This is a genomic window from Crenobacter sp. CS_VA4 (assembly GCF_055597485.1).
This window is the reverse complement of the sequence record NZ_JBVMAE010000007.1, coordinates 100528-122628: the sequence shown is the minus strand read 5'-3', so window position 1 is coordinate 122628 and position 22101 is coordinate 100528. Positions and strand designations below refer to the sequence as shown.

General features: G+C 65.5%; 25 protein-coding genes and 1 pseudogene. 25 read left to right on the top strand and 1 reads right to left on the bottom strand.

What is annotated here, in order from left to right; translation table 11 throughout:
* Nucleotides 1–10: 10 nt before the first annotated feature.
* From fliJ to ACZ2IA_RS08740, 24 genes and pseudogenes are all read left to right on the top strand, one after another.
* Entirely contained in the window at nucleotides 11–472 is a 462-nt protein-coding gene (gene fliJ / locus ACZ2IA_RS08855) for a flagellar export protein FliJ (protein ID WP_470292210.1), read from the top strand.
* Between the two features lie 59 nt (nucleotides 473–531).
* Nucleotides 532–1623 carry a flagellar hook-length control protein FliK gene (locus tag ACZ2IA_RS08850; protein WP_470292209.1) on the top strand — a complete coding sequence of 364 codons (1092 nt, stop codon included), beginning with the start codon at nucleotides 532–534 and terminating at the stop codon, nucleotides 1621–1623.
* 94 nt (nucleotides 1624–1717) lie between these two features.
* Nucleotides 1718–2224, top strand: a complete 507-nt coding sequence (locus ACZ2IA_RS08845; RefSeq protein WP_470292208.1) for a flagellar basal body-associated FliL family protein — start codon at nucleotides 1718–1720, stop codon at nucleotides 2222–2224.
* A gap of 3 nt (nucleotides 2225–2227) precedes the next feature.
* Nucleotides 2228–3238: a flagellar motor switch protein FliM gene (fliM, locus tag ACZ2IA_RS08840; protein ID WP_470292207.1), complete on the top strand. Its 1011-nt coding sequence runs from the start codon at nucleotides 2228–2230 to the stop codon at nucleotides 3236–3238.
* Between the two features lie 76 nt (nucleotides 3239–3314).
* Nucleotides 3315–3821 (top strand): flagellar motor switch protein FliN, encoded by a 507-nt coding sequence (gene fliN, locus ACZ2IA_RS08835; RefSeq protein ID WP_470292289.1) that lies wholly within the window; start codon nucleotides 3315–3317, stop codon nucleotides 3819–3821.
* A gap of 44 nt (nucleotides 3822–3865) precedes the next feature.
* Nucleotides 3866–4273, top strand: coding sequence for a flagellar biosynthetic protein FliO (fliO, locus tag ACZ2IA_RS08830; RefSeq protein WP_470292206.1), 408 nt, complete (start codon nucleotides 3866–3868; stop codon nucleotides 4271–4273).
* Entirely contained in the window at nucleotides 4270–5013 is a 744-nt protein-coding gene (gene fliP / locus ACZ2IA_RS08825; protein WP_470292205.1) for a flagellar type III secretion system pore protein FliP, read from the top strand. The genes fliO and fliP overlap by 4 nt, the downstream gene beginning before the upstream one ends.
* Nucleotides 5010–5510 (top strand): GNAT family N-acetyltransferase, encoded by a 501-nt coding sequence (locus ACZ2IA_RS08820; protein WP_470292204.1) that lies wholly within the window; start codon nucleotides 5010–5012, stop codon nucleotides 5508–5510. The genes fliP and ACZ2IA_RS08820 overlap by 4 nt, the downstream gene beginning before the upstream one ends.
* A 2-nt stretch (nucleotides 5511–5512) precedes the next feature.
* Nucleotides 5513–5782 carry a flagellar biosynthesis protein FliQ gene (gene fliQ, locus ACZ2IA_RS08815; protein WP_470292203.1) on the top strand — a complete coding sequence of 90 codons (270 nt, stop codon included), beginning with the start codon at nucleotides 5513–5515 and terminating at the stop codon, nucleotides 5780–5782.
* Nucleotides 5782–6564, top strand: coding sequence for a flagellar biosynthetic protein FliR (gene fliR / locus ACZ2IA_RS08810; protein WP_470292202.1), 783 nt, complete (start codon nucleotides 5782–5784; stop codon nucleotides 6562–6564). Before fliQ ends, fliR begins: the two co-directional genes overlap by 1 nt.
* Before the next feature lie 87 nt (nucleotides 6565–6651).
* Nucleotides 6652–7377, top strand: a complete 726-nt coding sequence (locus ACZ2IA_RS08805; protein ID WP_470292201.1) for a YebC/PmpR family DNA-binding transcriptional regulator — start codon at nucleotides 6652–6654, stop codon at nucleotides 7375–7377.
* A gap of 77 nt (nucleotides 7378–7454) precedes the next feature.
* The gene (locus ACZ2IA_RS08800) at nucleotides 7455–7664 is read left to right on the top strand and encodes a dioxygenase (RefSeq protein WP_470292200.1); all 210 of its coding nucleotides are present in this window, start codon (nucleotides 7455–7457) and stop codon (nucleotides 7662–7664) included.
* Nucleotides 7665–7873: 209 nt separating this feature from the next.
* The gene (pepP, locus tag ACZ2IA_RS08795; RefSeq protein WP_470292199.1) at nucleotides 7874–9166 is read left to right on the top strand and encodes a Xaa-Pro aminopeptidase; all 1293 of its coding nucleotides are present in this window, start codon (nucleotides 7874–7876) and stop codon (nucleotides 9164–9166) included.
* A gap of 16 nt (nucleotides 9167–9182) precedes the next feature.
* Nucleotides 9183–10367 (top strand): FAD-dependent oxidoreductase, encoded by a 1185-nt coding sequence (locus ACZ2IA_RS08790; protein ID WP_470292198.1) that lies wholly within the window; start codon nucleotides 9183–9185, stop codon nucleotides 10365–10367.
* Nucleotides 10368–10392: 25 nt separating this feature from the next.
* Nucleotides 10393–11547: a UbiH/UbiF family hydroxylase gene (locus tag ACZ2IA_RS08785; protein ID WP_470292197.1), complete on the top strand. Its 1155-nt coding sequence runs from the start codon at nucleotides 10393–10395 to the stop codon at nucleotides 11545–11547.
* A gap of 52 nt (nucleotides 11548–11599) precedes the next feature.
* A complete protein-coding gene (locus ACZ2IA_RS08780; RefSeq protein WP_470292196.1) occupies nucleotides 11600–12340 on the top strand; it encodes a DsbC family protein in 741 nt (246 codons plus the stop codon).
* Between the two features lie 18 nt (nucleotides 12341–12358).
* Complete coding sequence (locus ACZ2IA_RS08775) at nucleotides 12359–12934, top strand: hypothetical protein (protein WP_470292195.1); 576 nt, start codon at nucleotides 12359–12361, stop codon at nucleotides 12932–12934.
* 135 nt (nucleotides 12935–13069) lie between these two features.
* Nucleotides 13070–13330, top strand: a complete 261-nt coding sequence (locus tag ACZ2IA_RS08770; protein WP_470292194.1) for an acyl-CoA-binding protein — start codon at nucleotides 13070–13072, stop codon at nucleotides 13328–13330.
* Between the two features lie 60 nt (nucleotides 13331–13390).
* Nucleotides 13391–14434 (top strand): GNVR domain-containing protein, encoded by a 1044-nt coding sequence (locus ACZ2IA_RS08765; RefSeq protein ID WP_470292193.1) that lies wholly within the window; start codon nucleotides 13391–13393, stop codon nucleotides 14432–14434.
* Nucleotides 14435–14590: 156 nt separating this feature from the next.
* Nucleotides 14591–15697, top strand: a complete 1107-nt coding sequence (locus tag ACZ2IA_RS08760; protein ID WP_470292192.1) for an S-(hydroxymethyl)glutathione dehydrogenase/class III alcohol dehydrogenase — start codon at nucleotides 14591–14593, stop codon at nucleotides 15695–15697.
* Nucleotides 15698–15707: 10 nt separating this feature from the next.
* Entirely contained in the window at nucleotides 15708–16553 is an 846-nt protein-coding gene (gene fghA, locus ACZ2IA_RS08755) for an S-formylglutathione hydrolase (protein ID WP_470292191.1), read from the top strand.
* 65 nt (nucleotides 16554–16618) lie between these two features.
* Nucleotides 16619–16933, top strand: a pseudogene (locus tag ACZ2IA_RS08750) (transposase family protein); the annotation flags it as partial.
* A 176-nt stretch (nucleotides 16934–17109) separates the two neighbouring features.
* The gene (gene phaZ, locus ACZ2IA_RS08745; protein WP_470292190.1) at nucleotides 17110–18186 is read left to right on the top strand and encodes a polyhydroxyalkanoate depolymerase; all 1077 of its coding nucleotides are present in this window, start codon (nucleotides 17110–17112) and stop codon (nucleotides 18184–18186) included.
* 78 nt (nucleotides 18187–18264) lie between these two features.
* Nucleotides 18265–18555 (top strand): transposase, encoded by a 291-nt coding sequence (locus ACZ2IA_RS08740; protein WP_470292189.1) that lies wholly within the window; start codon nucleotides 18265–18267, stop codon nucleotides 18553–18555.
* 139 nt (nucleotides 18556–18694) lie between these two features.
* Here the strand turns inward: ACZ2IA_RS08740 and ACZ2IA_RS08735 are convergent, their stop codons facing one another.
* Complete coding sequence (locus tag ACZ2IA_RS08735) at nucleotides 18695–19219, bottom strand: cupin domain-containing protein (RefSeq protein WP_470292188.1); 525 nt, start codon at nucleotides 19217–19219, stop codon at nucleotides 18695–18697.
* Nucleotides 19220–19691: 472 nt separating this feature from the next.
* Between ACZ2IA_RS08735 and ACZ2IA_RS08730 the strand changes: the two genes are divergently transcribed.
* Nucleotides 19692–22091, top strand: coding sequence for a PAS domain-containing sensor histidine kinase (locus ACZ2IA_RS08730; RefSeq protein ID WP_470292187.1), 2400 nt, complete (start codon nucleotides 19692–19694; stop codon nucleotides 22089–22091).
* The last annotated feature ends 10 nt before the right edge of the window (nucleotides 22092–22101 follow it).

Below are 22101 nucleotides of genomic sequence, written 5' to 3'. Positions count from 1 at the left end.
AGGAAGACGAATGTTCAAGAGCCAGTACGCGCTGCTGTTGAGACTGGCCGCTGAGAACCAGCAGGCCGCCGCCGAACGGATGCGTCTGGCACAGGGTCGGCTGCAGGCAGCGGAAGAGCGGCTGCGCCAGCTCGGCGGTTTTCGCGAGGAATACCGCAACCGCAGCCTGACACAAGGTGCGCAGGGTATCGCGCCGGTGCTGTGGCAGGACTTCCAGCGCTTCCTGTTGCGACTCAACGAGGCGGTCGACACTCAGCAGGGCGAGGTCGACCGGGCGATGCAGCGCTTCTTGCTGGAGCGGCAAGGTTGGCAGGATGCTAGGAAGCGCGAAAAGGCCTTCGAGAAGTTGTTGGAACGAGAAAGAGCGTTATGGCAGTTGGCCGAAGGCCGGCGCCAGCAGAAAGTATCGGACGAATTTGCGACCCGACAATTCTGGGATCGACAGAATGTCTCCCAGGGCGAAGCGTCTTAGTCGATAATTGGCCCTCTATCTGCATGGGATAGTCCGTCACTCAACGTGAAAGAATAATCATGACGATCCGTGTACAAGCCTCGACCGCCGTGCCGGCTGCGCCCAGCGGCGCCGCCAGCGTCGTCAACGATACGCCGAACGACCTGTTTGCCGCGCTGCTGGGCAGCCAACTGAGTGCCGTTACCGCGCTGCCGGGCAAGGCACAGGGCGGGAAATTGGACGCGGCACTGGCCGACGGCAAGGGGGCGAGCCACGAGGCGGCCGACGGCGAGGCCGGTAAGACCGCCGCCGCCGCGGTGGATCCGGCCACCTTGCTGGCGATGCCGGTGTTCGTGCCGCCGGTGATGGTGCAGCAGGCGGTGCAATTGCAGGCCGCCGCGCCGGCCGGAACGGCCAAGGCCGAGCCGCTCGCGGCGACGCTGCCCGGTGCGAACCTGCCGCTGGCTGACGCCGCACTGGGGACCGCTGGTAAAGAGGTCACCCCCCAAGTTGCCGCCTTAAACGCTTCAAAGGCAGAGCCTGTGCAGAATGGCCAATTGCAGCCGTTGGTGACCGGTGAGGCGACGGGCAAGAAGGCCGACAAGGCGCTGGAGCTGTTCCAGCCGGCGTTGAACGAGTCGGCTGCTGCCGGCACGCCGGCCAATGCCCATCCGCTGTTGGCCGAAGCCGTCGCGCTGGCCCAGCCGGCCGGGGCGCCGCCGGTGATGGTCGTCAGCGCACCGCAGGCGTTGCCGCTGACGATTCGCGAGCACCTCTCGGACAGCAACTGGTCGCAGGCGATGGGCCAGCAGCTGATGACGATGGTCAATCTGAAGTCGGACCAGGCGCATATCTCGCTCAACCCGTCCCACCTCGGCCCGATCGAGGTCTCGCTGAAGATCGAGCAGAACCAGGCGCAGGTGGTGTTTAACACGGTGACGCCGCAGGCGCGCGAGGCGGTGGAAAACAGCTTGCCGCGACTGGCGTCGATGCTGGCCGGCAACGGCATCCAGCTGTCCGACGCTCAGGTGTCGAGTGGCCAATCCGGTGACCAGCGCCAGGCGTTCTCGCAGCAGCAGCGTGGCCGGCGCCAGGATGACGGTGCCACCGACGAGCCCGAAGCGCTCGCGACGATCAAGGCGGCGCGCGGCATTCTGAGCACGTTTGCGTAAGCAGAATTTTTTGCCATTTCATTTGTAATGAAATGTCGAAAATAACCGATTAAATGATCAATACCTTTTGCTCGGACGATAAGACAACATGGCAATGGCAGATGAGAAAAGAAACCTGAAAGAGGCGGGCAAGTCGGGAGGGAGTCAGAAGCTGATGATCGTGGTGATCGCGCTGCTGGTCCTCTTGATCGGCGCGATCGGCGGCTTGGCCTACGTGCTGATCAACGGCAACTCGGCGCAGGGGGCGGTTGCTTCTGCCGAGCAGAAGAAACCGAAGAGCGGTCCGCCGATCTTCCAGAAGATGGACACCTTCGTGGTCAACCTGGCCGGCAAGGACGGCATGCTGCTGCAGGTGGAAATGCAGGCGCAGCTGGCCAACACCGACGCGCAGAAGGTGTTTGTCGACTACATGCCGAAGATCCGCAGCGGGCTGATCCTGTTGTTGTCGTCGAAGGGCGGCGAGGAACTGTCGACGCCGGACGGCAAGGTCAAGCTGAAGGCCCAGGTCAAGAAGATCATCAACGAATCGATGGACGGTGCCGGCGGTGAAGAGCCGGTGGAAAGCGTGCTGTTCACCTCGTTCATCATTCAGGCTCAGTAATTCATGGCTGACGATATCCTCTCCCAGGAAGAGGTCGACGCGCTGCTGCGCGGCGTGACCGGTGAAGAGGCGGCAAGCGAAAGCGCCAGCGACCGGGCCGGCATCCGCAACTACGACATCGGTCGTCAGGAACGGATCGTACGCGGCCGGATGCCGTCGCTCGAAATCCTGAACGAACGCTTCGCCCGCAACCTGCGCATCGGCCTGTTCAACTTCATGCGCCGCAACACCGAGATTTCGGTCGGCCCGGTGCGCGTGCAAAAGTACAGCGAGTTCATCCGCAACCTGGTGGTGCCGACCAACCTGAACCTGGTGCAGGTCAAGCCGCTGCGCGGCACCGGTCTGTTCATCTTCGACCCGGACCTGGTGTTCCTGGTGGTCGACAACCTGTTCGGCTCGGACGGCCGCTATCACGTGCGGGTCGAGGGGCGCGACTTCACACCGACCGAGCAGCGCATCATCCAGCGGCTGCTCGACGTGGTGTTCACCGAGTACAAGAAGGCGTGGCAGCCGGTCTATCCGCTCGACTTCCACTACGTGCGCTCGGAGATGAACACCCAGTTCGCCAACATCGCCACGCCGACCGAGGTGGTGGTGGCGATGACCTTCCACATCGAGCTCGGCGCGGGCGGCGGCGACTTCCATGTCTGCCTGCCGTATTCGATGATCGAGCCGCTGCGCGACGTGCTGTCGAGTACGATGCAGGCCGACCGTACCGAGGTGGACAACCGCTGGGTCAACCTGATGAAGCATCAGGTGCAGGCGGCCGAGGTGGAATTGGTGGCGACGTTGGCGCACGCCGAGGTAACGCTCAGCCAGATCTTGAATCTCAAGGAAGGCGATGTGGTCACGCTGGACATTCCGGAGACCATCGTCGCCGACGTATCCGGCATCCCGGTGCTGGAGTGCCGTTACGGCATGCTGAACGGGCGCATGGCGCTCAAGGTAGAAAACATTCTTGCCAGCGCCCTGGAGATGGGCGAGCTGGGCATGGGAGACAACAGCCGTGGCTGATGAAGATTTGCTGAAAATGGAAGACCAGGCCGCCGGCGAGCAGGCATCCGCACAGGCTGACGCCGACGCGATTTCGATGGACGACTGGTCGGCCGCGCTAGCCGAGCAGGAGACCACGGCGGCGGTCGAGCTGCCCGACGATTTCGCCGCGCCGAGCGCCGCCAGTGAATCGAGCACGCTAGACGACTGGGCGGCCGCGTTGGCCGAACAGGAGGAAAGCGAGCCAGTCGCCGAGGCGGCCAAGCCGCAGGTGGCGCCGGCTACCAACCTGTTCCAGGATTTCGGTCAAGCGAGCGGTTCGATCACTGGCGGCAACGCGTCGCAGAATCTCGACATGATTCTCGATATCCCGGTGCAGATCACCGTCGAACTCGGCCGCACCAAGATCGCGATCCGCAACCTGCTGCAATTGGCGCAGGGCTCGGTGGTCGAGCTCGATGGTCTGGCCGGTGAGCCGATGGACGTGCTGGTCAACGGCTGCTTGATCGCGCAGGGTGAGGTGGTGGTGGTGAACGACAAGTTCGGCATCCGCCTGACCGACATCATCACGCCGGCCGAGCGGATTCGCCGGCTGCAGAAATAGTGCCGCGGTTCGGCCTTCTGGTCGTGGGTCTGTTGCTTTGCAGCATGGCCCGCGCGGCAGCGACGGCAGCCCCTCAGCTGCCGTCGCCCGTTATGGGCGTGGTGCAGGTGGTGCTGGCGCTGGCGCTGGTGGTCGGCGCGATCCTGGCGTTGGCCTGGGCGGTGCGTCGGCTGCAGGGTGGGGCGTTCGGCGTAGCGCAGCACCTGAAGGTGGTCAGCGGCGTGATGGTCGGCTCGCGCGAGCGGGTGGTGATCGTCGAGTTCGCCGGCGATTGGCTGGTACTCGGCGTGACCGGCCAGCAGGTCACGCTGTTGGCGCGCGAACCGCGCCCGGCCGGCCTGCCGCCGGCCGCCGGCGGCAGCGAGCCGCCGTTTGCCCGTCTCCTGAAATCGGCGCTCGCCGCCAGTCGCCGCCCGTCGGCCGATTCGTTTGATACCGGTTCCCCGAAGTGAAGCTCCGTTCCCTGTTTGTCGCCGGCGCGCTGTTGAGCGCGGCCGGCTTGGCCGAAGCGGCCGGTCTGCCGCTGCTGTCGAGCACTCCAGCCAGCGGAGGCGGGCAGCAGTACTCGCTCAGCCTGCAGATGCTGCTGTTCATGACCGCGCTCGGTTTCATCCCGTCGATGCTGCTGATGATGACGGCGTTCACCCGCATCGTGATCGTGCTCTCCTTGCTGCGCCAGGCGCTCGGCACCGGCCAGTCGCCGCCCAACCAGGTACTGGTCGGCTTGGCGTTGTTTTTAACCATCTTCGTGATGGGCCCGACGCTCGACCAGGTCTACAGCAAGGCCTGGGTGCCGTTCTCCGAAGACAAGATCAGCTTCCAGCAGGCGCTCGACGCCGGCAGCGGGCCGATGAAGGAGTTCATGCTCAAGCAGACCCGCGAGAAGGACCTGCAGTTCTTCATCGAGGTGTCGCAGTCGGCGAAGCCGGCCACCCCGGCCGACGTGTCGATCAAGACGCTGATCCCGGCCTTCGTGGTCAGCGAGTTGAAGACCGCGTTCCAGATCGGTTTCATGGTGTTCATCCCGTTCCTGATCATCGACCTGGTGGTGGCGAGTATTCTGATGGCGATGGGCATGATGATGGTGTCGCCGGTGATCATCTCGCTGCCGTTTAAGATCATGCTGTTCGTGTTGGTCGATGGCTGGACGCTGCTGATGGGCTCGCTGGTGCAGAGCTTCTATACCGGATGAACTTCCAACTGACGGGGCTGACCGAGGCCGATATCCCGGCCTGTCACGCGCTGTTCGTGGCGAGCGTGCACGGTCTCGCCGGCCGCTTCTACAGCGCCGAGCAGTGCGCCGCCTGGGCGCCACCGGGCGAGATGTCCCCGGCCTGGCGCGCCGGCTGGGCCGAGCGGCTCGGCCGCGCCTGGGGCTGCAAGGCGCTCGCCGACGACGGGCGGCTGGCCGGCTTTGCCTGGCTTTGTCACGACGGCGAGTTCGACATGCTGTTCGTCGCGCCCGAGTGTGCCGGGCAGGGGCTGGCGGCGCGGATGATCGCCGCGCTCGAGGCCGAGGCCCGCGCCGTCGGCGTCGAGAACTTCACCGCCTGGGCCAGCCACGCCGCCCGGCCGGTGTTCGAGCGCGCCGGTTACCGGCTGCTGCGCGCCAATCGGGTGGAGCGCAACGGCGTTACGATCGACAATTGGCTAATGAGAAAGGCGCCGGCAACGGCGCACGAGGAGTAAGGATGGGTCCGGAAGTCGTCATCAATATCGTGCAGAACGCGCTCTACGTAATGATCCTGGTATCGGCACCGGTGCTCGGCGTGTCGCTGCTGGTCGGCCTGTTGGTGAGCATTCTGCAGGCGGCGACGCAGATCAACGAGATGACGCTGACCTTCATCCCGAAGCTGCTGGCGATGTTTCTGGTGCTGGTGCTGGCCGGGCCGTGGATTCTCAACACGCTCACCGATTACACCACCCGGCTGTTCCAGAGCATTCCACACGTGGTCGGCTGATGGCGGTCGTCACGATTACCGACGGGCAGATCAACGCGCTGGTCAGCGTGTTCGTCTGGCCGTTCGCCCGCATCATCGGCCTGTTCGTCGCCGATCCGCTGTTTGCCTCGAAATCGATCCCACGCCGTTTCAAGGCGGGCTTCGCGCTGATGCTGACGCTGCTGTTGGCGCCGCTGCTGCCGCCGTTGCCGGCGGTGCCGCTGGTGTCGGCCGAAGGCATCCTGATCGTGTTCCAGCAACTGCTGATCGGCGTGACCATCGGCTTCGTGATGCGCATCGTGATCACCGCGGTGGAGATCGCCGGCTCGCTGATGGCGACGCAGATGGGGCTCGGCTTCGCGAGTTTCTTCGATCCGCTGCACTTCGCGTCGGTGCCGGCGGTGTCGCGGCTGCTGTCGACGTTCACCTTCCTGTTGTTCCTATCCTTCGACGGTCACCGGCTCGTGATCGAGACGCTGCTCGACAGCTTCCGCTCGATGCCGATCGGCACCGCGCTGCCGCTGACCGACTTCAAGACCTTGGCCGAATGGGGCGGGCAGATGATCGGCTGGGGGCTGTGGCTGGCCTTGCCGGTGGTCGGCGCGCTCTTGGTGACCAACCTTGCGATCGGCGTGATGACCCGCGCCGCGCCGCAGTTCAACATCTTCACCTTCGGTTTCCCGCTGACCTTGCTGGTCGGTTTCATCGCGATGTACATCGCGCTGCCGTTGACCGTGCCGGCGATCGAGACGATCTATCGCGACGCGTTCGGCTTCCTCGACGCCCTGCTGAAGGTCACATAGCTTTCTGCTAAACTGCGGTGAATTTCCGGTTGTTGAACTGACGACAAAGCGTGCCTAGGCACGCTTTGCAGCATTTTCGAGGCGATTATGGCTGGCCACAGTAAATGGGCAAACATCAAGCACAAGAAAGAACGCGCTGACGCCAAGCGCGGCAAAATCTTTACCCGTCTGATCAAGGAGATCAACGTGGCGGCCCGTTTGGGCGGCGGCGATGCGGCGATCAACCCGCGCTTGCGCCTGGCGATCGACAAGGCGCTCGACGCCAATATGCCGAAGGACAACATCCAGCGTGCGGTCGACCGCGGTGCCGGTAACCAGGAGGGCGTCGATTACCTGGAACTGCGCTACGAAGGCTACGGCATCGGCGGCGCGGCGGTGATGGTCGACTGCCTGACCGACAACAAGACCCGCACCGTCGCCGACGTGCGCCACGCCTTCAGCAAGTACGGCGGCAACCTCGGCACCGACGGCTGCGTGGCGTTCCAGTTCAAACACGAAGGTTACCTGTTGTTCGCGCCGGGCGTGAACGAGGACGCACTGATGGAAGCGGCGCTGGAAGCCGGTGCCGAAGACGTGGTCACCAACGACGACGGCTCGATGGAGGTGCTGACCGGCCCGTACGAATTCGCCGACGTGAAGGCGACGCTGGAGGCGGCCGGCTTCAAGGCCGAAGACGGCGAGGTGACGATGCGCGCGCAGAACGAGACCGTGCTGGCCGGCGACGACGCGGTGCGCATGCAGAAGCTGCTCGACGCGCTGGAAGACCTGGACGATGTGCAGGAGGTGTATACCTCCGCGGTACTCGAAGACTAAGCGAGCCTCGTTTGGTCAACCGGGCCTGCCTGTGTAGGGGCAGGCCCGTTTTTGTTTCTCTGAATAGGTAATCCCCGATGGCGATCGATAACGCGTTAGACATTTGCTGGAATGGCAAACCCGACGAGGTGGCGTTTCTGGTCGAATTCATGCTCTGGGAGTGCTCGCTCGACCAGGCGCCGGAGCGTGCCGAAGTGATCGAGTGGGAAAAAGTGCTGCAAAAGCGCGGCGGCAAGTTCGAGCGTTACGCCAAGCTGTGCCACGAGTGGCTGCGCCAGAATCCGTAATGGCCGTGCCGTTCGGCAGGCCGAAGCGGGCGGCGTGGCTGACGCTGGGCGTGCTGTGCGTTCGTGGGGCGGTGTAAACTAGCCATGTCCATAACAACAGGGGCAGGGCGGCTTGGGTCGCGCTGCCGGGGCCCGGGTTCAGGAGACCCGCGCGCCTCCCGTCCGCGCTAGCGGCGGCCTCATCCGCTCTACAAAGCCAAGAGGATTCCATGTTCCAGACCCACACCGACCGCCGTAACCGTTTGCTGGCCCTGATGGGCAAGGGGATCGCCGTACTGCCGACCGCGCCCGAGGTCACCCGCAACGCCGACACCCACTACCCGTACCGCGCCGACAGCCACTTCGTCTACCTGACCGGCTTTGCCGAGCCGGAGGCGATGCTGGTGCTGGACGCCGACAAGGGCCAGAGCATCCTGTTCTGTCGCGAGAAGAATCTGGACCGTGAGATCTGGGATGGTTTCCGCTACGGCCCGGCCGGTGCCCGCGAGGCATTCGGCTTCGATGCCGCCTACCCGATCGCCGAGCTGGACCAACGCCTGCCGGAGCTGCTCGGCAACCGCGCCGACGTCTACTGGCCGGTCGGCCGCAACGCCGCGTTCGACGCCCGCGTCGGCGGCTGGCTGGAACGGGTCCGTGCCAAGGAACGCCAGGCGATCGCCGCGCCGGCGCGCTTCCACGATCTGCTGCCGCTGATCGACAGCCTGCGCCTGATCAAGGACGCCGGCGAGATCGACACGCTGCGCCGCGCCGGCCAGATCAGCGCCGAAGCGCACGTGCGCGCGATGCAGGCGACCCGGCCGGGCCTGTACGAGTACCAGGTCGAGGCGGAAATCCTGCACACCTTCGTGCGCCACGGCGCGCGCTTCCCGGCGTACGAGAGCATCGTCGCCGGCGGCGCCAACGCCTGCACGCTGCACTACGTCGGCAACAACGCACGTCTGAACGACGGCGAGCTGCTGCTGGTCGACGCCGGCTGCGAGCTGAACGGCTACGCCGGCGACATCACCCGCACCTTCCCTGTCAACGGCAAGTTCAGCGGTGCGCAGCGCGCGGTCTACGAGATCGTGCTGGCGGCCGAGCTCGCCGCGATCGACGCGGTGGCGCCGGGCGTGGAGTGGAACGTGCCGTCCGACACCGCCTTGCGCATCCTCGCGCAGGGCATGGCCGATCTGAAGCTGCTCTCCGGTAGCGTCGACGGCATCATCGAGTCGGGCGCATACAAGCAGTTTTATATGCATGGCATCGGCCACTGGATCGGCCTCGACGTGCACGACGTGGGCGGCCGCTACCGCGACGGCGAGATCATCCGCTTCGCGCCGGGCATGTGCACCACGGTCGAGCCGGGCCTCTATATCCGTCCGGCCGACAATGTGCCGGCTGAATTCCATAATATCGGTATCCGCATCGAGGACGACGTGCTGGTGACGCGCGAAGGCCGCGAGGTGTATACCGCCGACGTACCGAAGCGCATCGACGAGATCGAAGCGCTGATGGCGCGCTAACCCTGCAGGAGCATTGATGAGTCGGCCGAGTGAAACCGTGCCAGAACATGTCGAGATCGCCGTCGTCGGCGGCGGCCCGGTCGGCGCGCTGACCGCGCTGCGGCTGGCCCGGGCCGGCCGCAGGGTGGTGCTGATCGAGGCGCGCGACCCGTCGACGAAGCTCGCCGACGCGCGCGCGATCGCGCTGTCGTGGGCGAGCCTAGCGTCGTTTGCCGACGCCGGCGTGGTGATTCCCGACGCGGCATTGACCTCGATCGACACCGTACACGTGTCGCAGCAGGGCAGCTGGGGCCGTACCGTGCTGTCGCGCGACGACCTGGACCTGCCGCGGCTCGGTGCGGTGGTCGACTACCCGGCGCTGGCCGAAGCGTGTCAGGACGCGCTGGCCGCCGCCGGTGTCGCCGTGCTGTGGCGCACCCGGGTGACGCGGGTGGCGACGCTCGCGGCGTTCGCCCGGCTGACGCTGAGTCGCGACGGCAAGACGAGTCCGCTGACCTGTCGGCTGGCGGTGCTCGCCGACGGCGGCGAGTTGGCCGAACAACTACCCGGCGTAACGCGCCGGGTGCACGATTACCGGCAGTCGGCCTTGCTCGCCGAGCTGCGTACCGAACGGCCGCACGACGGCGTCGCCTACGAGCGCTTCTCCAGCCGCGGCCCGCTCGCGCTGTTGCCGCACGGCGACGCGTTCAAGCTGGTCTGGACGCGCAGTCCGGAGGACGCGCAGGCGCTGCGCGACGCGCCGCCGGAACAGCTGATCGCACAGCTGGACGAGGCGCTGGGCGGCCGCTTCGGCAAGGTGCTCGAGGTGAGTGGCCGCGCGGTGTTCCCGCTGACGCTGAAACAGGTCAATCGCAGCGTCAGCGGCCGGGTGGCGCTGATCGGCAACGCCGCGCAAACGATGCACCCGGTCGCCGCGCAGGGGCTGAACCTGGGGGTGCGCGACGCGCTCGGCCTAGTCGATGCGACCGCGGCGGTGGCCGACCCCGGCGAGGCCGCGAGCTTGCGCCGTTACGCGGAGCTGCGCCGGCTCGACAGTCAGGCGGTGGTCGGCTTCACCCACGGCCTGGTCAGCCTGTTCGACGGCAACGGTCGCCTGGTGTCGCTGTTGCGCGGTGCCGGCATGAACCTGCTCGACCTGCTGCCGCCGGCGCGGCGCCGTTTCGCCGGACACCTGGTGTTCGGCGTAGGCACGGCGCGCTGAGTCCCCCGTTTCGGTTTTGCACAGAATGAACGATACCCAGTTTGACATCATCGTGGTCGGCGGCGGCCTGGTCGGCGCGAGCCTAGCGTTGGCGCTGGCCGACGGCCGCCGGCGCGTCGCCTTGGTCGAGGCGCGCGAGCCGGATTTCGGCGAGCTCACCAGCGGCTGGGACGCGCGTCTCTACGCGATCAGCCCGGTCAACCGGCGTTTTCTCGAACGGCTCGACGCCTGGCCGGGGGAAGAACGGCTCGGCACCATCGAGGAGATGGACGTCGCCGGCGACGCCGGCGGCCGCATCCGCTTCGCCGCGTCCGATGCCGGTGCCACCGCGCTGGCCTGGATAGCCGAGAACCGCTGGCTGCTCGCTGCGATCTGGCAGAGGTTGGCCGAAAGCCCAGTGGAACTGGTCTGCGGCGCGCTGCCGACCGCGCTCGCCACCACGCCGAGCCGGGCCGAGCTGACGCTGGCTGACGGCCGGGTGCTGAACACGCGTCTGCTGGTCGGCGCCGACGGCGCCAACTCCTGGGTGCGCGCGCAGGCTGGCCTGGCCGCCCGTATCGACACCTACGGCCAGAGCGGCGTGGTCGCCAACTTCGCCTGCGAGCGAGCACACGGCAACGTCGCCCGGCAGTGGTTCACCGGCGACAGCATCCTCGCCTGGCTGCCGATGGCCGGGAACCGCGTGTCGATGGTCTGGTCTACCAGCGATCCCGACGCGCTGATGGCGCTGCCGGCCGACGAGCTGGCCGCCAAGGTGGCGGCGGCCGGCGGTCACGAGCTGGGACACTTTGAGACGATCACCCCGGCAGCGGCGTTCCCGCTGCGGCTGATCCGCCCGGAAGCGACCGTCGCCGAGCGGGTGGTGCTGCTCGGCGACGCCGCGCACACCGTACATCCGCTCGCCGGCCAGGGCGTCAACCTGGGCTTCCAGGACGCCGCGGCGTTGGCCGAACTGCTGCGTAACGCCGCCGACCCCGGCGACTGGATGCTGCTGCGCCGTCACGCGCGCAGCCGGCTCGAGGCGGTACGCACCATGCAGCTGACCTGCGACGCCCTGTTCCGACTGTTTAACGGCAAGAGCGTGCCGGGGCTGTCCTGGCTGCGCAATACCGGATTGACGCTGACCGGCCGGATCGCGCCGATCAAGCGCCAGCTGGCGCGCCACGCGATCGGTTTTTGACTCTGCCCGCAGCCGGCCTGTGGTCGGCTGCCAACCCACACAAGGATAGTGAATGAAAACGTTGCTGCGCTCCCTGGTCCTGTCGCTCGGTTTCGTGCCGCTGATGGCCTGCTCGGCACCGGCCGCCGATGCGTCGGCGGTCAAACCGGCCGAGGTGAAGAAGGCCTTCGAGGCGCGCTTCCCGAGCCGTCCGGTACAGAGCGTCACCCCGACCCCGGTGGCCGGCATCTACGAGGTGGTGGTACAGGGCAAGCAGATCGTCTACACCGACGCCAAGGTCGACTATCTGTTCGTCGGCGACCTGATCGACACGCAAAAGCGTGAGAGCCTGACCGAGAAGAAGATGGCCGAGCTCAACAAGGTGGCGTTCAGTTCCTTGCCGCTGAACGACGCGTTCAAGGAGGTGCGCGGCAACGGCGCGCGCAAGCTGGCGGTGTTCTCCGACCCGGACTGTCCGTTCTGTCATAAGCTCGAGCGCGAGAGCCTGTCGCAGCTCGACAACGTGACGATCTACACCTTCCTGTTCCCGCTGACCTCGCTGCACCCGGACGCGATGCACAAGTCGAAACAGGTGTGGTGCAGCAAGGACCGCACCGTCGCCTGGACCGGCTGGATGCGTGAAGGCAAGAAGCTGAGCAGTTCGGCCGACTGCACCACCCCGATCGAGCGCAACCTGAAGCTCGGTGAGAAGCTCGGCATCAACGGCACGCCGGCACTGATCTTCGCTAACGGCCAGATGGTGCCGGGGGCGATCGACAAGGACGAGATCGAGAAACTGCTGAACGCCAAGTAAGCGATGATGCGCGGGCGGTTGGCGCTTGCGCTGGGTGCGTCGCTGCTGTTGCATGGTGCGGGGCTGGCGGTGATGGCCGTAGGTGCCGCACCGGCCGGCCGCCTCGGCGCGCCGCTGACGCTACGGGTGATCGCGCCAGCCGCGTCTCGCACGCGGCCGACGGTGCTTGAGCATCTACCTGCCGAGGCACCGGCGGACGTCGGCCAGTCCGAGCCGCCGTCGCATCGCTCCTACTCTCCCTCCGAAGTTGTCTCTCAACCGACCAGTATCGCGCAGGATAGCGCGCTGGGCGTGGCCGGCCCGGTCTACTACTCGGCGCGCGAACTCGACGTACGTCCCGAGCCGTTGACGCCGATCGAGCTGCCGGCCGGGCTGCTTGGTGCCGGCGCACCGGCGCGGCTGGTGCTGCGGGTCTATCTGAACGAGGCGGGCGGCGTCGACCGGGTCGAACCGGAACCGGGCGAGCAGGCCGGCGTCGACGTTGAACCATTGCTGGCCGTGTTCCGCCAGGCCCGCTTCAGCCCCGGACTGCGGCAGGGCGTGGCGGTGCGCAACTACAAGCGGATCGAGGTGGGAATGGGTTTTTCACCCTGAGCGGAGGCGTCGTTTGCCGGTGTCGGCTGGCCGCTTTCCCGAACGACATTTCATGGTAAATTCACGGGCGGCCGGCTGACCGGCCGACGGGCTAAGCTCTTACAACAACGACGCCTCATTCACGAAGGAAACCCCATGTCTGACCTGACCACTCTGTTTACCGAAGCGCAAGCCAATGTCAAAACGCTGGCCGAGCGCCCCGACAACCAGACACTGTTGCAGCTCTACGCCTTCTACAAACAGGCGACCGACGGCGACGTGCAGGGCGAACGCCCGGGTATGATGGACTTCATCAACCGTGCCAAGTACGACGCCTGGGACAAGCTCAAGGGCACCAGCAGCGATGAAGCGAAACAGCGTTACGTCGACGTGGTGAACGGATTGCTCGGGAAGTAAGCACCCAACGGGCCGGCTTGTGCCGGCCCTTGTTCAATCTACGTTTGAATGCCCTAGTGAATGACTGACCAAGTTTCCGATACCCAGAATCACCGCGTCGAGCAGGACGAGCTGTCGCTGTTCGACATTCTGGCCGTGCTATGCAAGCACAAGAAAGTCGTGCTGGGTCTGCCGGTGGCCTGTGCCGTCGCTGCCGCCGGTATTTCGTTGACACTGCCCAACCAGTACCAATCGTCGACGCTGCTGGTCCCGCCAACGACGATGGCGCCGGTGCTGCTGAGTCTGGCTGGCAGCGATCAGGTACGAGACAGCGTTCTCGACCAGTTCAAACTGCAGAATCATTACCAGGCCAGCGATCGCCAGGAAGCGCTGCTGGCACTCGATAACAATGTTAAGACCAGCCTGACCAAGGACCAACTGCTGGAGATCAAGGTGCTGGATCCGGATCCCAAGGTGGCGGCGGCGCTGGCTGACGGCTACGCCAACACGATCATCCAGGCCGCCCACGACAACCATCTGAGCCCGAGCTCGGCCTTCCAGTACACCCTGCAGTCGCGTTTGACCATCACCGAGCAACAGCGCAAGGAGGCCGAAAGCAAGCTCGCGTCGATTTCGCCTGTGTGGTCGAGCATGCTCTCCAACGAGGATCGTGCGATCGCCGCCGCCTTGGGGCAGATGCAGGCGGAGCTGGCCGCCAAGGAATTCTTCAACAGCAACGATGCCAAGCTGACCGACCCCTCCAGCTCCATCGTCAAGCTTCAGGAGCAGCTCGGCCTGTTGCGCCAGGATATGGCGGCCAAGCCGCGGTCTGGCGTGACTCCGGAGTTGCTCGCGGCTTATAGCGATATGGTGTTCTATTCCAGCCTGAAACAGCGCCTGCAGCAGTCGATGGCCTTGTCTAAAGCCCAGCAGGCCAACGAGATCCGCGTCGTGGCCAAGGCCGACGTCCCGCTACACAAGGAAAAGCCGAAGCGAGCGCTGATCGTGGCATTGGCCTTCCTGGCGGGCGGAATGCTCGCCGCCTTATACGCCTTCGCCAAAGAAGGCCTGGACAAGGCCGGCGGCTGGCGTCATGCGCTGCGCCGGGCAAACGGTCAAAAGTAAAATGAAACAAACGGCAGGCGAAGCGCCTGCCGTTTTGCTTTATTTGGTTTGCAGTCCAGCGTGAAAACCGCCGCGCCAGCTGTTCGGCCAACCCGGCAGGCTGGCGCGTCGTCATCGCCTCGCCCAACCGTCAACATCCCACAAGGAGTCACGACCATGAAGACCAAAGCCGCCGTCGCCTGGCAGGCAAGCGCCCCGTTGACCATCGAAGAAGTCACCCTGGAGGGGCCGCGCGCCGGCGAGGTGCTGGTCGAGGTGAAGGCTAGCGGCATCTGCCACACCGACTGGTACACGCTGTCCGGGGCCGACCCGGAGGGGTTGTTCCCGGCGATTCTCGGCCACGAGGGCGCCGGGGTGGTGCTCGAGGTCGGTGCCGGTGTCACCAGCCTGAAACCCGGCGACCACGTGATCCCGCTCTACACGCCGGAATGTCGCCAGTGCAAGTTCTGCCTGTCGCGCAAGACCAATCTGTGCCAGGCAATCCGCACCACCCAGGGCCGCGGCGTGATGCCGGATGGCACGTCGCGCTTCTCCTTGGACGGCCAGCCGCTGTTCCACTACATGGGCACGTCGACCTTCGCCAACCACATCGTGGTGCCGGAGATCGCGCTGGCGAAGATCCGCGATGACGCACCGTTCGACAAGGTCTGCTACATCGGTTGCGGCGTGACCACCGGCGTCGGCGCGGTGCTGTTCACCGCCAAGGTCGAGGCGGGGGCGAACGTGGTGGTGTTCGGCCTGGGCGGCATCGGCCTGAATGTGATCCAGGGCGCCAGGATGGTCGGCGCGGACAAGATCATCGGCGTCGACATCAACCCGCGCCGAGTGGCGTTGGCGAAGCAATTCGGCATGACCGACTTCATCAACCCGAACGAGGTCGAGAACGTCGTCGACGCGATCGTGCAGCTGACCGATGGCGGTGCCGACTACTCGTTCGAGTGCATCGGCAATGTGACGACGATGCGCCAGGCGCTCGAGTGCTGCCACAAGGGCTGGGGCCAGTCGATCGTAATCGGCGTGGCGGCGGCCGGCGAGGAGATCAGCACCCGGCCGTTCCAGCTGGTCACCGGCCGGGTCTGGAAGGGCTCGGCGTTCGGCGGCGCGCGCGGTCGTACCGACGTGCCGAAGATCGTCGACTGGTATATGGATGGCAAGCTCAATATCGACGACCTGATCACCCACACGCTGACGCTAGCCCAGATCAACGACGGCTTCGACCTGATGAAGCGCGGCGAGTCGATCCGCTCGGTGGTGGTGTTCTGAGGAGGGCGCGATGGAACTGATTAGCGAACACCGCTGTTTCGACGGCGTGCAGCGCTTCTACTGGCACGACTCGACTACCATCGATCTGCCGATGCGCTTTGCCGTCTATCTGCCGCCACAGGCCCGGTACGGCGCGGTACCGGCGCTGTTTTATCTCGCCGGGCTGACCTGCAGCGAAGAGACCTTCATGATCAAGGGCGGCGCGCAGCGCTGCGCCGCCGAGCTAGGCCTCGCGCTGGTCGCGCCGGACACCAGCCCGCGCGGCGCGAACCTGCCGGGCGAGACCGACAGCTGGGACTTCGGCGTCGGCGCGGGCTTCTATCTGGACGCCTCGCGTGAACCGTGGCGGCAGCATTACCGGATGGAAAGCTACATCGTCGATGAGCTGCGTGCGCTGGTGGTGGGCAGCCTGCCGATCGACGGCAAGCGGCTCGGCGTGTTCGGCCACTCGATGGGCGGTCACGGCGCGCTGACGCTGGCGCTGCGCCACCCCGACGTGTTCCGCTCGGTGTCGGCGTTGGCGCCGGTGGTCGCGCCGACGCAGTGTCCGTGGGGGCAGAAGGCGTTTGCCGGCTACCTGGGCGACGACCGCGAGGCCTGGCGCGAGCACGACGCCAGTGAGCTGATCCGCACGCGCAGCGCGCGCTTTCCGGGCGGCATCCTGATCGACCAGGGCCTCGACGACGGTTTCCTCGCCGAGCAGCTCAGGCCCGAGCTGTTCGAGGCCGCCTGTCGTGACGCCAGCCAGCCGCTGACGCTGCGTTACCAGCCCGGCTACGACCACGGTTACTACTTCGTCGCCAGCTTCATCGAGGACCACCTGCGCCATCACGCGCGCCTGCTCGGCCCGGCCTGAATCACGTCAGCCGAACGCGATCGCGTCAGCGCGGCACGGCCTGCGCGTCGGCGAAGGTGGAAGCCATTCCGGCCATTCCCGGTCTGTCAGGGCGTCCCCGCCAGCGTCCGCACAAACTGCATGCGGACAAAGGCTACGACTTCCGTCGCTGTCGCGAGCACTTGCGACGAAGGGGCATTCGGGCCGGAATTGCCCGCAGAGGTGTGGAAAGCCGCGAGAAACTGGGCCGGCACCGCCGGGTGGTCGAACGCACTCATGCCTAGTTTGCTGCGCTTGGCAAGCGGCGAATTCGCTTCGAACGGCGGCTAGCTACCCATTACTCCTTGCTCAAGCTGGCTTGTTCGTTGATTTGCTTACGCATTGCCGAACGGTTTTGTTAGCGGCTCTTATTGCCCGCTACTTGCTAGGGCCGTCCAGTGCGCGGGAGAGCCGGCATTGTCGACTGCGGCAAACAAGCCGCAGCGATTGGTGGTTGATGCCGCTCGACGACAGGCTAATCTACTGTAAGGTATCGGGAAACGCTTAGGGAAAGCCCTTTTTCGAGGAGGGCAAAACCATGTCCCAAAAGACGACAATGCCGCAGGCGATGAGCCGGCGGCCGGCGTTCGACATCGACGAAATCGCCGTGGGAAACGAATCGGTTCCAGTCCGAGAAGAAATGCTGGTGGAGCGCCCGTTCAGCCGCTTGACGCGCTTCGTCCGCGCCGGTGCTTCAGACCTGCCCAGGGTCGTTCTGGTGGCGCCGTTGTCGAGCCATTTCGCCTATGTCATGCGGGATACTATCGTCGGGCTGCTGCCCGCACACGACCTCTATGTCGTGGAATGGCGCGACGGCCGCGAGGTGCCGGTAGTCCAAGGTGAATTCGGCCACGACGAGAACATCGCCGACATCCTTCTACATTTGCACGGTATGGCCCCGGGCGTGCATCTGCTGGGGCTTTGCCAGTCGGTAGTGCCGGCCTTCGCCGCTACCGCACTGCTGGCGCAGGCCGGCGATGCCGCCGTCCCGCGCTCACTGACGCTGATCGCCGGTCCCATCGATCCCCGCGTCGCGCCGACGCGCGTCGGCCAGATGATCCGCAGCCATTCGCTGGACTGGCTGGAACGCAACGCGCTCACCACCGTCGGCCCGCCGTGGCCCGGCGCCGGGCGCCGCGTCTATTCGTCAGAAATCCAGCGCGCCGGACTGATGGCCTATCTGGCCCGGCACATGGCAACGGGCCGGGAATTGCAGCGCAAGATGCTGCATGACGATGGCGCCGACCCCGGGCGCCATCCCTTCATCGCCCATTACCTGTCGCTGATGGACCTGCCGGCACAGGTATTCCTCGATACCATGCGGGTGGTGTTCCACGAGGCCGCATTGCCGCGAGGGCAGATGCGCTGGCATGGCGTGCGCGTGGAGCCGCGGGCGATCGAGCACACGGCCCTTCTGACCATTGAAGGCGAGGAGGACGATATCGCCGGCATCGGACAGACCGCCGCCGCCCACGACCTGACCCCGATGCTGCCTATGGCCAAGCGCAGCCATCACCACCAGCCGGCCGTCGGCCATTTCGGTACGTTCCACGGCACGTCGTGGCGGCGCGACATTCTTCCCCTCCTCACCCGATTCATCGCGGACAATGAGTAGGGCGCAAGGTGGCCGCTGGTCTGTCCCAGGTTCGGTGGACACTAACTTAAGGCGGATAATGCCCACCAAGGAGTGTTCATGACCAAAACCCGTAGAAGTTTTCCCGAATCCTTCAAACGTGAGGCTGTCGGGCTGGTGCTGGTCGGCGCCTCGTTACGTCACGTTGCTCAGGCACTCGACATCAGGGCATCCTGGCGCGCAGACTTTCTGCACCGCATGCCGGAGATGGTCGCGCAGGTGGCGCCGTGGGTGAAAAACGGCGAGATTGTGCTTCAGGAAAGCATCGTCGACGGTTTCGAGCGGCTGCCCGAAGCGCTCGCCAGCCTATTCGAGGGACGGAATCTCGGCAAGCTGCTGGTGCGGGTGTAGGGCGTTAGCGTGGTCGAACGCGGGTTCGGCCATGCGTCGGGCCGGGAAAACAAAACGGCAACACCGTTACGGTGCTGCCGTTTTTGCGTATCGGGTCAGCGTGTCGACTCAGCAGAGCTCTTTCTGGCAGAAAGGCAGCTTAGAAATTGGCCGGCGTATTGGCGCTGATGATCTCCGCCTCTTCCTGCCCGATGTTGCGGAACTTGTGCGGAAGCGTGCTCGGGAAGTAATAGCCTTCGCCGGCCGTCAACACGCTGACTTTACCGTCGACGGTCAGTTCTATCGTGCCCCGGACGACCACGCCGCATTCTTCCCCTTCCGTATGGATGATCAGCTCTTCCCCCGTATCCGAGCCGGGCGCGTACAGCTCGCGCAGCATGCGCATCTGCCGGTGCGGTGAGGAGGCGCCTACCAGGAGGAGTTTCAGGCCACCACGACCCAGGTCCGGTTGCTGCTCCGAACGGAAAATGTAGGGGTCTTCCTGCGGTGGTTCGCCAAAGGTCAGGAACTCGCTCAGTGACATCGGAATGCCGCCGAGCAGTTTCAACAGGGAGCTGATGGATGGACTGACGCGATTCAGTTCTATCAGGGAAATGGTCGCGTTGGTCAAGCCGGCTCGCTTGGCCAGCTCACGCTGCGAGAGGGCGTAATGCTCGCGCACCATTTTGACTCGTAATCCAATATCCATAGTTGTACAGGGCTTCTTCGAGGATTGACAATGACGCTGTGCAGCTACCCGATTTCCCGGATGAAATGCGTTCCTAGCCCCGCAGTATACTGAAGCCGGCGGCTTGATTTATCGTTTCAAGCGCATTTTGTTATGCGATGGCTTCGTTGCAAAATTCGGCACGTGGCCCTGGCGGCGTAGGGGCTTCCTAGTACACTGCACCGTTGGGTAAGCCCGAACCCGCCACCTACCGCGCTAGCAGCGGGAAGTCCTGCACTTGAGAGCCGCTACTCCCGGCGTTGTTGCGCTGTCTTGCCGCACGCCGTGTACTGCTGCGGCAGAACGACGCGCAGGATCGCTCCGCTGAGTTTTGTTAGCGGCTCTGTTAAGGGTGAATAGCTCAGCGCCCCATCGGGGCGGATCGTCACGATAGAAGGCGCGGCATGATCCCTTCACAAAAACCGAACCCATGGTCGGCCTAGCCCGCCGGATCAGGCCGCTGTTGGCCCTGCTGTTGCTGGCGTGTCTGGCCAACGCTGCGCTAGCGCTCAACCTGGCGCCGGCCGAGCGCGCGTGGCTGAATACGCATGGCCCGTTGCGGGTCGGCATCGTGCTGCAGGCGCCTTACGCCCAGCTCGACCCGCGCACGCACAAACTCTACGGCGCCGACATCGAGCTGATGAACCTGCTGGCGGCCGAACTCAAGGCTCCGCTGGTATGGCAGTCCTACCCCACGGTGTCCGCCCTGGACGAGGCCGCGCGCGTCGGTGCCATCGATCTGGCCCCAGGGCTAGTGCAGTCACCGGCCGGGCTGAAGACCTGGCTCTTTTCCGACCCGTACTTGCGCGTGCCCTACAAGGTGGTGGGGCGCAGCGAAACCACGACCTCGGTGGAGCTGGATCAGTTGCCGATCAGCTATCGCGTCGCGGTACGCACGCCGAGCGCCGCGGCGAGGTTTCTGGCCGCCAACTACCCGGTACTGGGCCGCTCGGCCGCCGCCTCCGAACGCATCGCCCTGCAGCAGCTCTTGGCGGGCGAGGTCGATTACGCGGTGGTGGACGAGGCCCAGCTCAATCTGTTGCTGCGCGAGCCGGAATTCGCACGGCTATTGGTGGTGGGCGACACCGGCTACACCCAGTTGTTGCGCGTGGCCACGCGCAAGGACGCGCCCGAGCTGTCGCGCCTGATCGACCGTGCGTTGCTGACCATTCCGCGCAAGGATCTCAACCGGCTCTACGAGCGTTGGATTCTGCCCAGCTACCCGCACCTTACCGATACCATCTCGTTCTGGCGCAGGCTGGCGCTGCTCCTGGGGCTGCTGACCGCCGGGGCGGCGGCGGCCTGGCTGTGGAACGTGCGTCAGCGCCATTTCGTCGAGCAGCGCCTGGCGGCCGCCCGGCTGGACGTGGAACAGCGCGAAGCGGTGGAGGAGTCGCTGCGGCTGACCCAGTTTTCGGTGGACCTGAGCACGGTCGGCATCCTGTGGGTGAACTGGGACAGCCGGGTGCGCTACGCCAACCAGGCCGCGCAGACGATGCTCGGCTATCCGGCCGGTCAGGTGCTCGGCCGGCCGTTGTCGCAGTTCGAACCGAGCCTGGACATGGACCGCTGGCTCGCGCTGTGGGGCCGGGTGCGGCTCGAGGGAATGGCCAATTTTGAAACCGTCTGTCGGCGCGGCGACGGCAGCGGCTTGCCGGTGGACGTGTCCCTGAGCTTCTTGCGCTTTCGCGAGGCCGAATACCTGGTGGTGTTTCTCACCGATGTGACCGAAAAGCGTCAGGCGCGGGCGGCGCTGGAAGAGAGCGAGGCGCGGCTCAAAGGGATCGCGGCCAACGTGCCGGGGCTGGTGTTCCGCTTGGAGCGGGCCGCGCCGACGCAGGCGCCCGAACTCGCGTTCCTGAGCGAGGCGAGCCTGGCGCTGCTAGGGTATCCGGCGGCGGGTCTGCGTGCCTTGCCGGACGGCATCCGGACGCTGGTGCATCCGGACGATGTGGCCGCGTATCGGCGCAGCCGGCAGGAGGCACTCGCGGCCGAGGCCGACTGGCACTGGCAGGGGCGCATCCTGACCCGTGACGGCGAGCTGCGCTGGGGCGATCTTAAGGCGAGTGCCCGACGCTTCGACGATGGCCGCGTGGTGTGGGATGGCATCGTGTGGGACATGACCGCCAACAAGGAAAGCGAGCTGCGTCTGGCCGAGTCGCGCGCGATGCTGCGCGACCTGTCGGCCCACCTGGAGTCGGTGCGCGAAGAGGAAAAGGCGCGCATCGCGCGTGAGGTGCACGACGAGCTGGGCCAGGTGCTGACGGTGCTGAAACTGGAAACCTCGATGTGCGAATTGAGCTTTGCCCGGCTCGATCCGGGCTTGGCCGAACGGCTGCAGAGCATGAAGAAGCTGATCGCGCAGACCTTTTCCATCGTGCGCGACGTGGCGACCGCCTTGCGCCCGCCGATTCTGGACGCCGGCATCGGTTCGGCGGTCGAGTGGCAGGGACGGCGCTTCGAGGCGCGTACCCGGATCCCGTGCCTGGTCGTGGTGCCGGAGCGGCCGATCCGGCTGTCGGACGCCAAGGCGATCGGCCTGTTTCGCGTGCTGCAGGAGGCGCTCACCAATGTGATGCGCCACGCCGAAGCGCACACGGTGGAGCTGCGCCTCACCTTGGCCGAACGGCAGTTGGAGCTGACCATCGCCGACGACGGCAAGGGCTTCGAGCTCGAGCGCGACCGGCGCAGCAGTTCCTACGGCCTGATCGGCATCCGCGAACGGGTGTTGATGTTCGGCGGCCGACTGGATATCTACAGTGAACCGGGCGAGGGCAGTACGCTCACCATCACGGTTCCACTAGACGAGAACGAGGGGGAAACACGGTGATTCGAGTGGT

Excerpts from the sequence above, each read along its gene's own strand:
- fliJ (WP_470292210.1), top strand. The coding sequence starts at position 11 with ATGTTCAAGAGCCAGTACGCGCTGCTGTTGAGACTGGCCGCTGAGAAC.
- ACZ2IA_RS08850 (WP_470292209.1), top strand. The coding sequence starts at position 532 with ATGACGATCCGTGTACAAGCCTCGACCGCCGTGCCGGCTGCGCCCAGC.
- ACZ2IA_RS08845 (WP_470292208.1), top strand. The coding sequence starts at position 1,718 with ATGGCAGATGAGAAAAGAAACCTGAAAGAGGCGGGCAAGTCGGGAGGG.
- fliM (WP_470292207.1), top strand. The coding sequence starts at position 2,228 with ATGGCTGACGATATCCTCTCCCAGGAAGAGGTCGACGCGCTGCTGCGC.
- fliN (WP_470292289.1), top strand. The coding sequence starts at position 3,315 with ATGGACGACTGGTCGGCCGCGCTAGCCGAGCAGGAGACCACGGCGGCG.
- fliO (WP_470292206.1), top strand. The coding sequence starts at position 3,866 with ATGGCCCGCGCGGCAGCGACGGCAGCCCCTCAGCTGCCGTCGCCCGTT.
- ACZ2IA_RS08820 (WP_470292204.1), top strand. The coding sequence starts at position 5,010 with ATGAACTTCCAACTGACGGGGCTGACCGAGGCCGATATCCCGGCCTGT.
- fliQ (WP_470292203.1), top strand. The coding sequence starts at position 5,513 with ATGGGTCCGGAAGTCGTCATCAATATCGTGCAGAACGCGCTCTACGTA.
- fliR (WP_470292202.1), top strand. The coding sequence starts at position 5,782 with ATGGCGGTCGTCACGATTACCGACGGGCAGATCAACGCGCTGGTCAGC.
- ACZ2IA_RS08805 (WP_470292201.1), top strand. The coding sequence starts at position 6,652 with ATGGCTGGCCACAGTAAATGGGCAAACATCAAGCACAAGAAAGAACGC.
- ACZ2IA_RS08800 (WP_470292200.1), top strand. The coding sequence starts at position 7,455 with ATGGCGATCGATAACGCGTTAGACATTTGCTGGAATGGCAAACCCGAC.
- pepP (WP_470292199.1), top strand. The coding sequence starts at position 7,874 with ATGTTCCAGACCCACACCGACCGCCGTAACCGTTTGCTGGCCCTGATG.
- ACZ2IA_RS08790 (WP_470292198.1), top strand. The coding sequence starts at position 9,183 with ATGAGTCGGCCGAGTGAAACCGTGCCAGAACATGTCGAGATCGCCGTC.
- ACZ2IA_RS08785 (WP_470292197.1), top strand. The coding sequence starts at position 10,393 with ATGAACGATACCCAGTTTGACATCATCGTGGTCGGCGGCGGCCTGGTC.
- ACZ2IA_RS08780 (WP_470292196.1), top strand. The coding sequence starts at position 11,600 with ATGAAAACGTTGCTGCGCTCCCTGGTCCTGTCGCTCGGTTTCGTGCCG.
- ACZ2IA_RS08770 (WP_470292194.1), top strand. The coding sequence starts at position 13,070 with ATGTCTGACCTGACCACTCTGTTTACCGAAGCGCAAGCCAATGTCAAA.
- ACZ2IA_RS08765 (WP_470292193.1), top strand. The coding sequence starts at position 13,391 with ATGACTGACCAAGTTTCCGATACCCAGAATCACCGCGTCGAGCAGGAC.
- ACZ2IA_RS08760 (WP_470292192.1), top strand. The coding sequence starts at position 14,591 with ATGAAGACCAAAGCCGCCGTCGCCTGGCAGGCAAGCGCCCCGTTGACC.
- fghA (WP_470292191.1), top strand. The coding sequence starts at position 15,708 with ATGGAACTGATTAGCGAACACCGCTGTTTCGACGGCGTGCAGCGCTTC.
- phaZ (WP_470292190.1), top strand. The coding sequence starts at position 17,110 with ATGTCCCAAAAGACGACAATGCCGCAGGCGATGAGCCGGCGGCCGGCG.
- ACZ2IA_RS08740 (WP_470292189.1), top strand. The coding sequence starts at position 18,265 with ATGACCAAAACCCGTAGAAGTTTTCCCGAATCCTTCAAACGTGAGGCT.
- ACZ2IA_RS08735 (WP_470292188.1), bottom strand. The coding sequence starts at position 19,219 with ATGGTGCGCGAGCATTACGCCCTCTCGCAGCGTGAGCTGGCCAAGCGA.
- ACZ2IA_RS08730 (WP_470292187.1), top strand. The coding sequence starts at position 19,692 with ATGGTCGGCCTAGCCCGCCGGATCAGGCCGCTGTTGGCCCTGCTGTTG.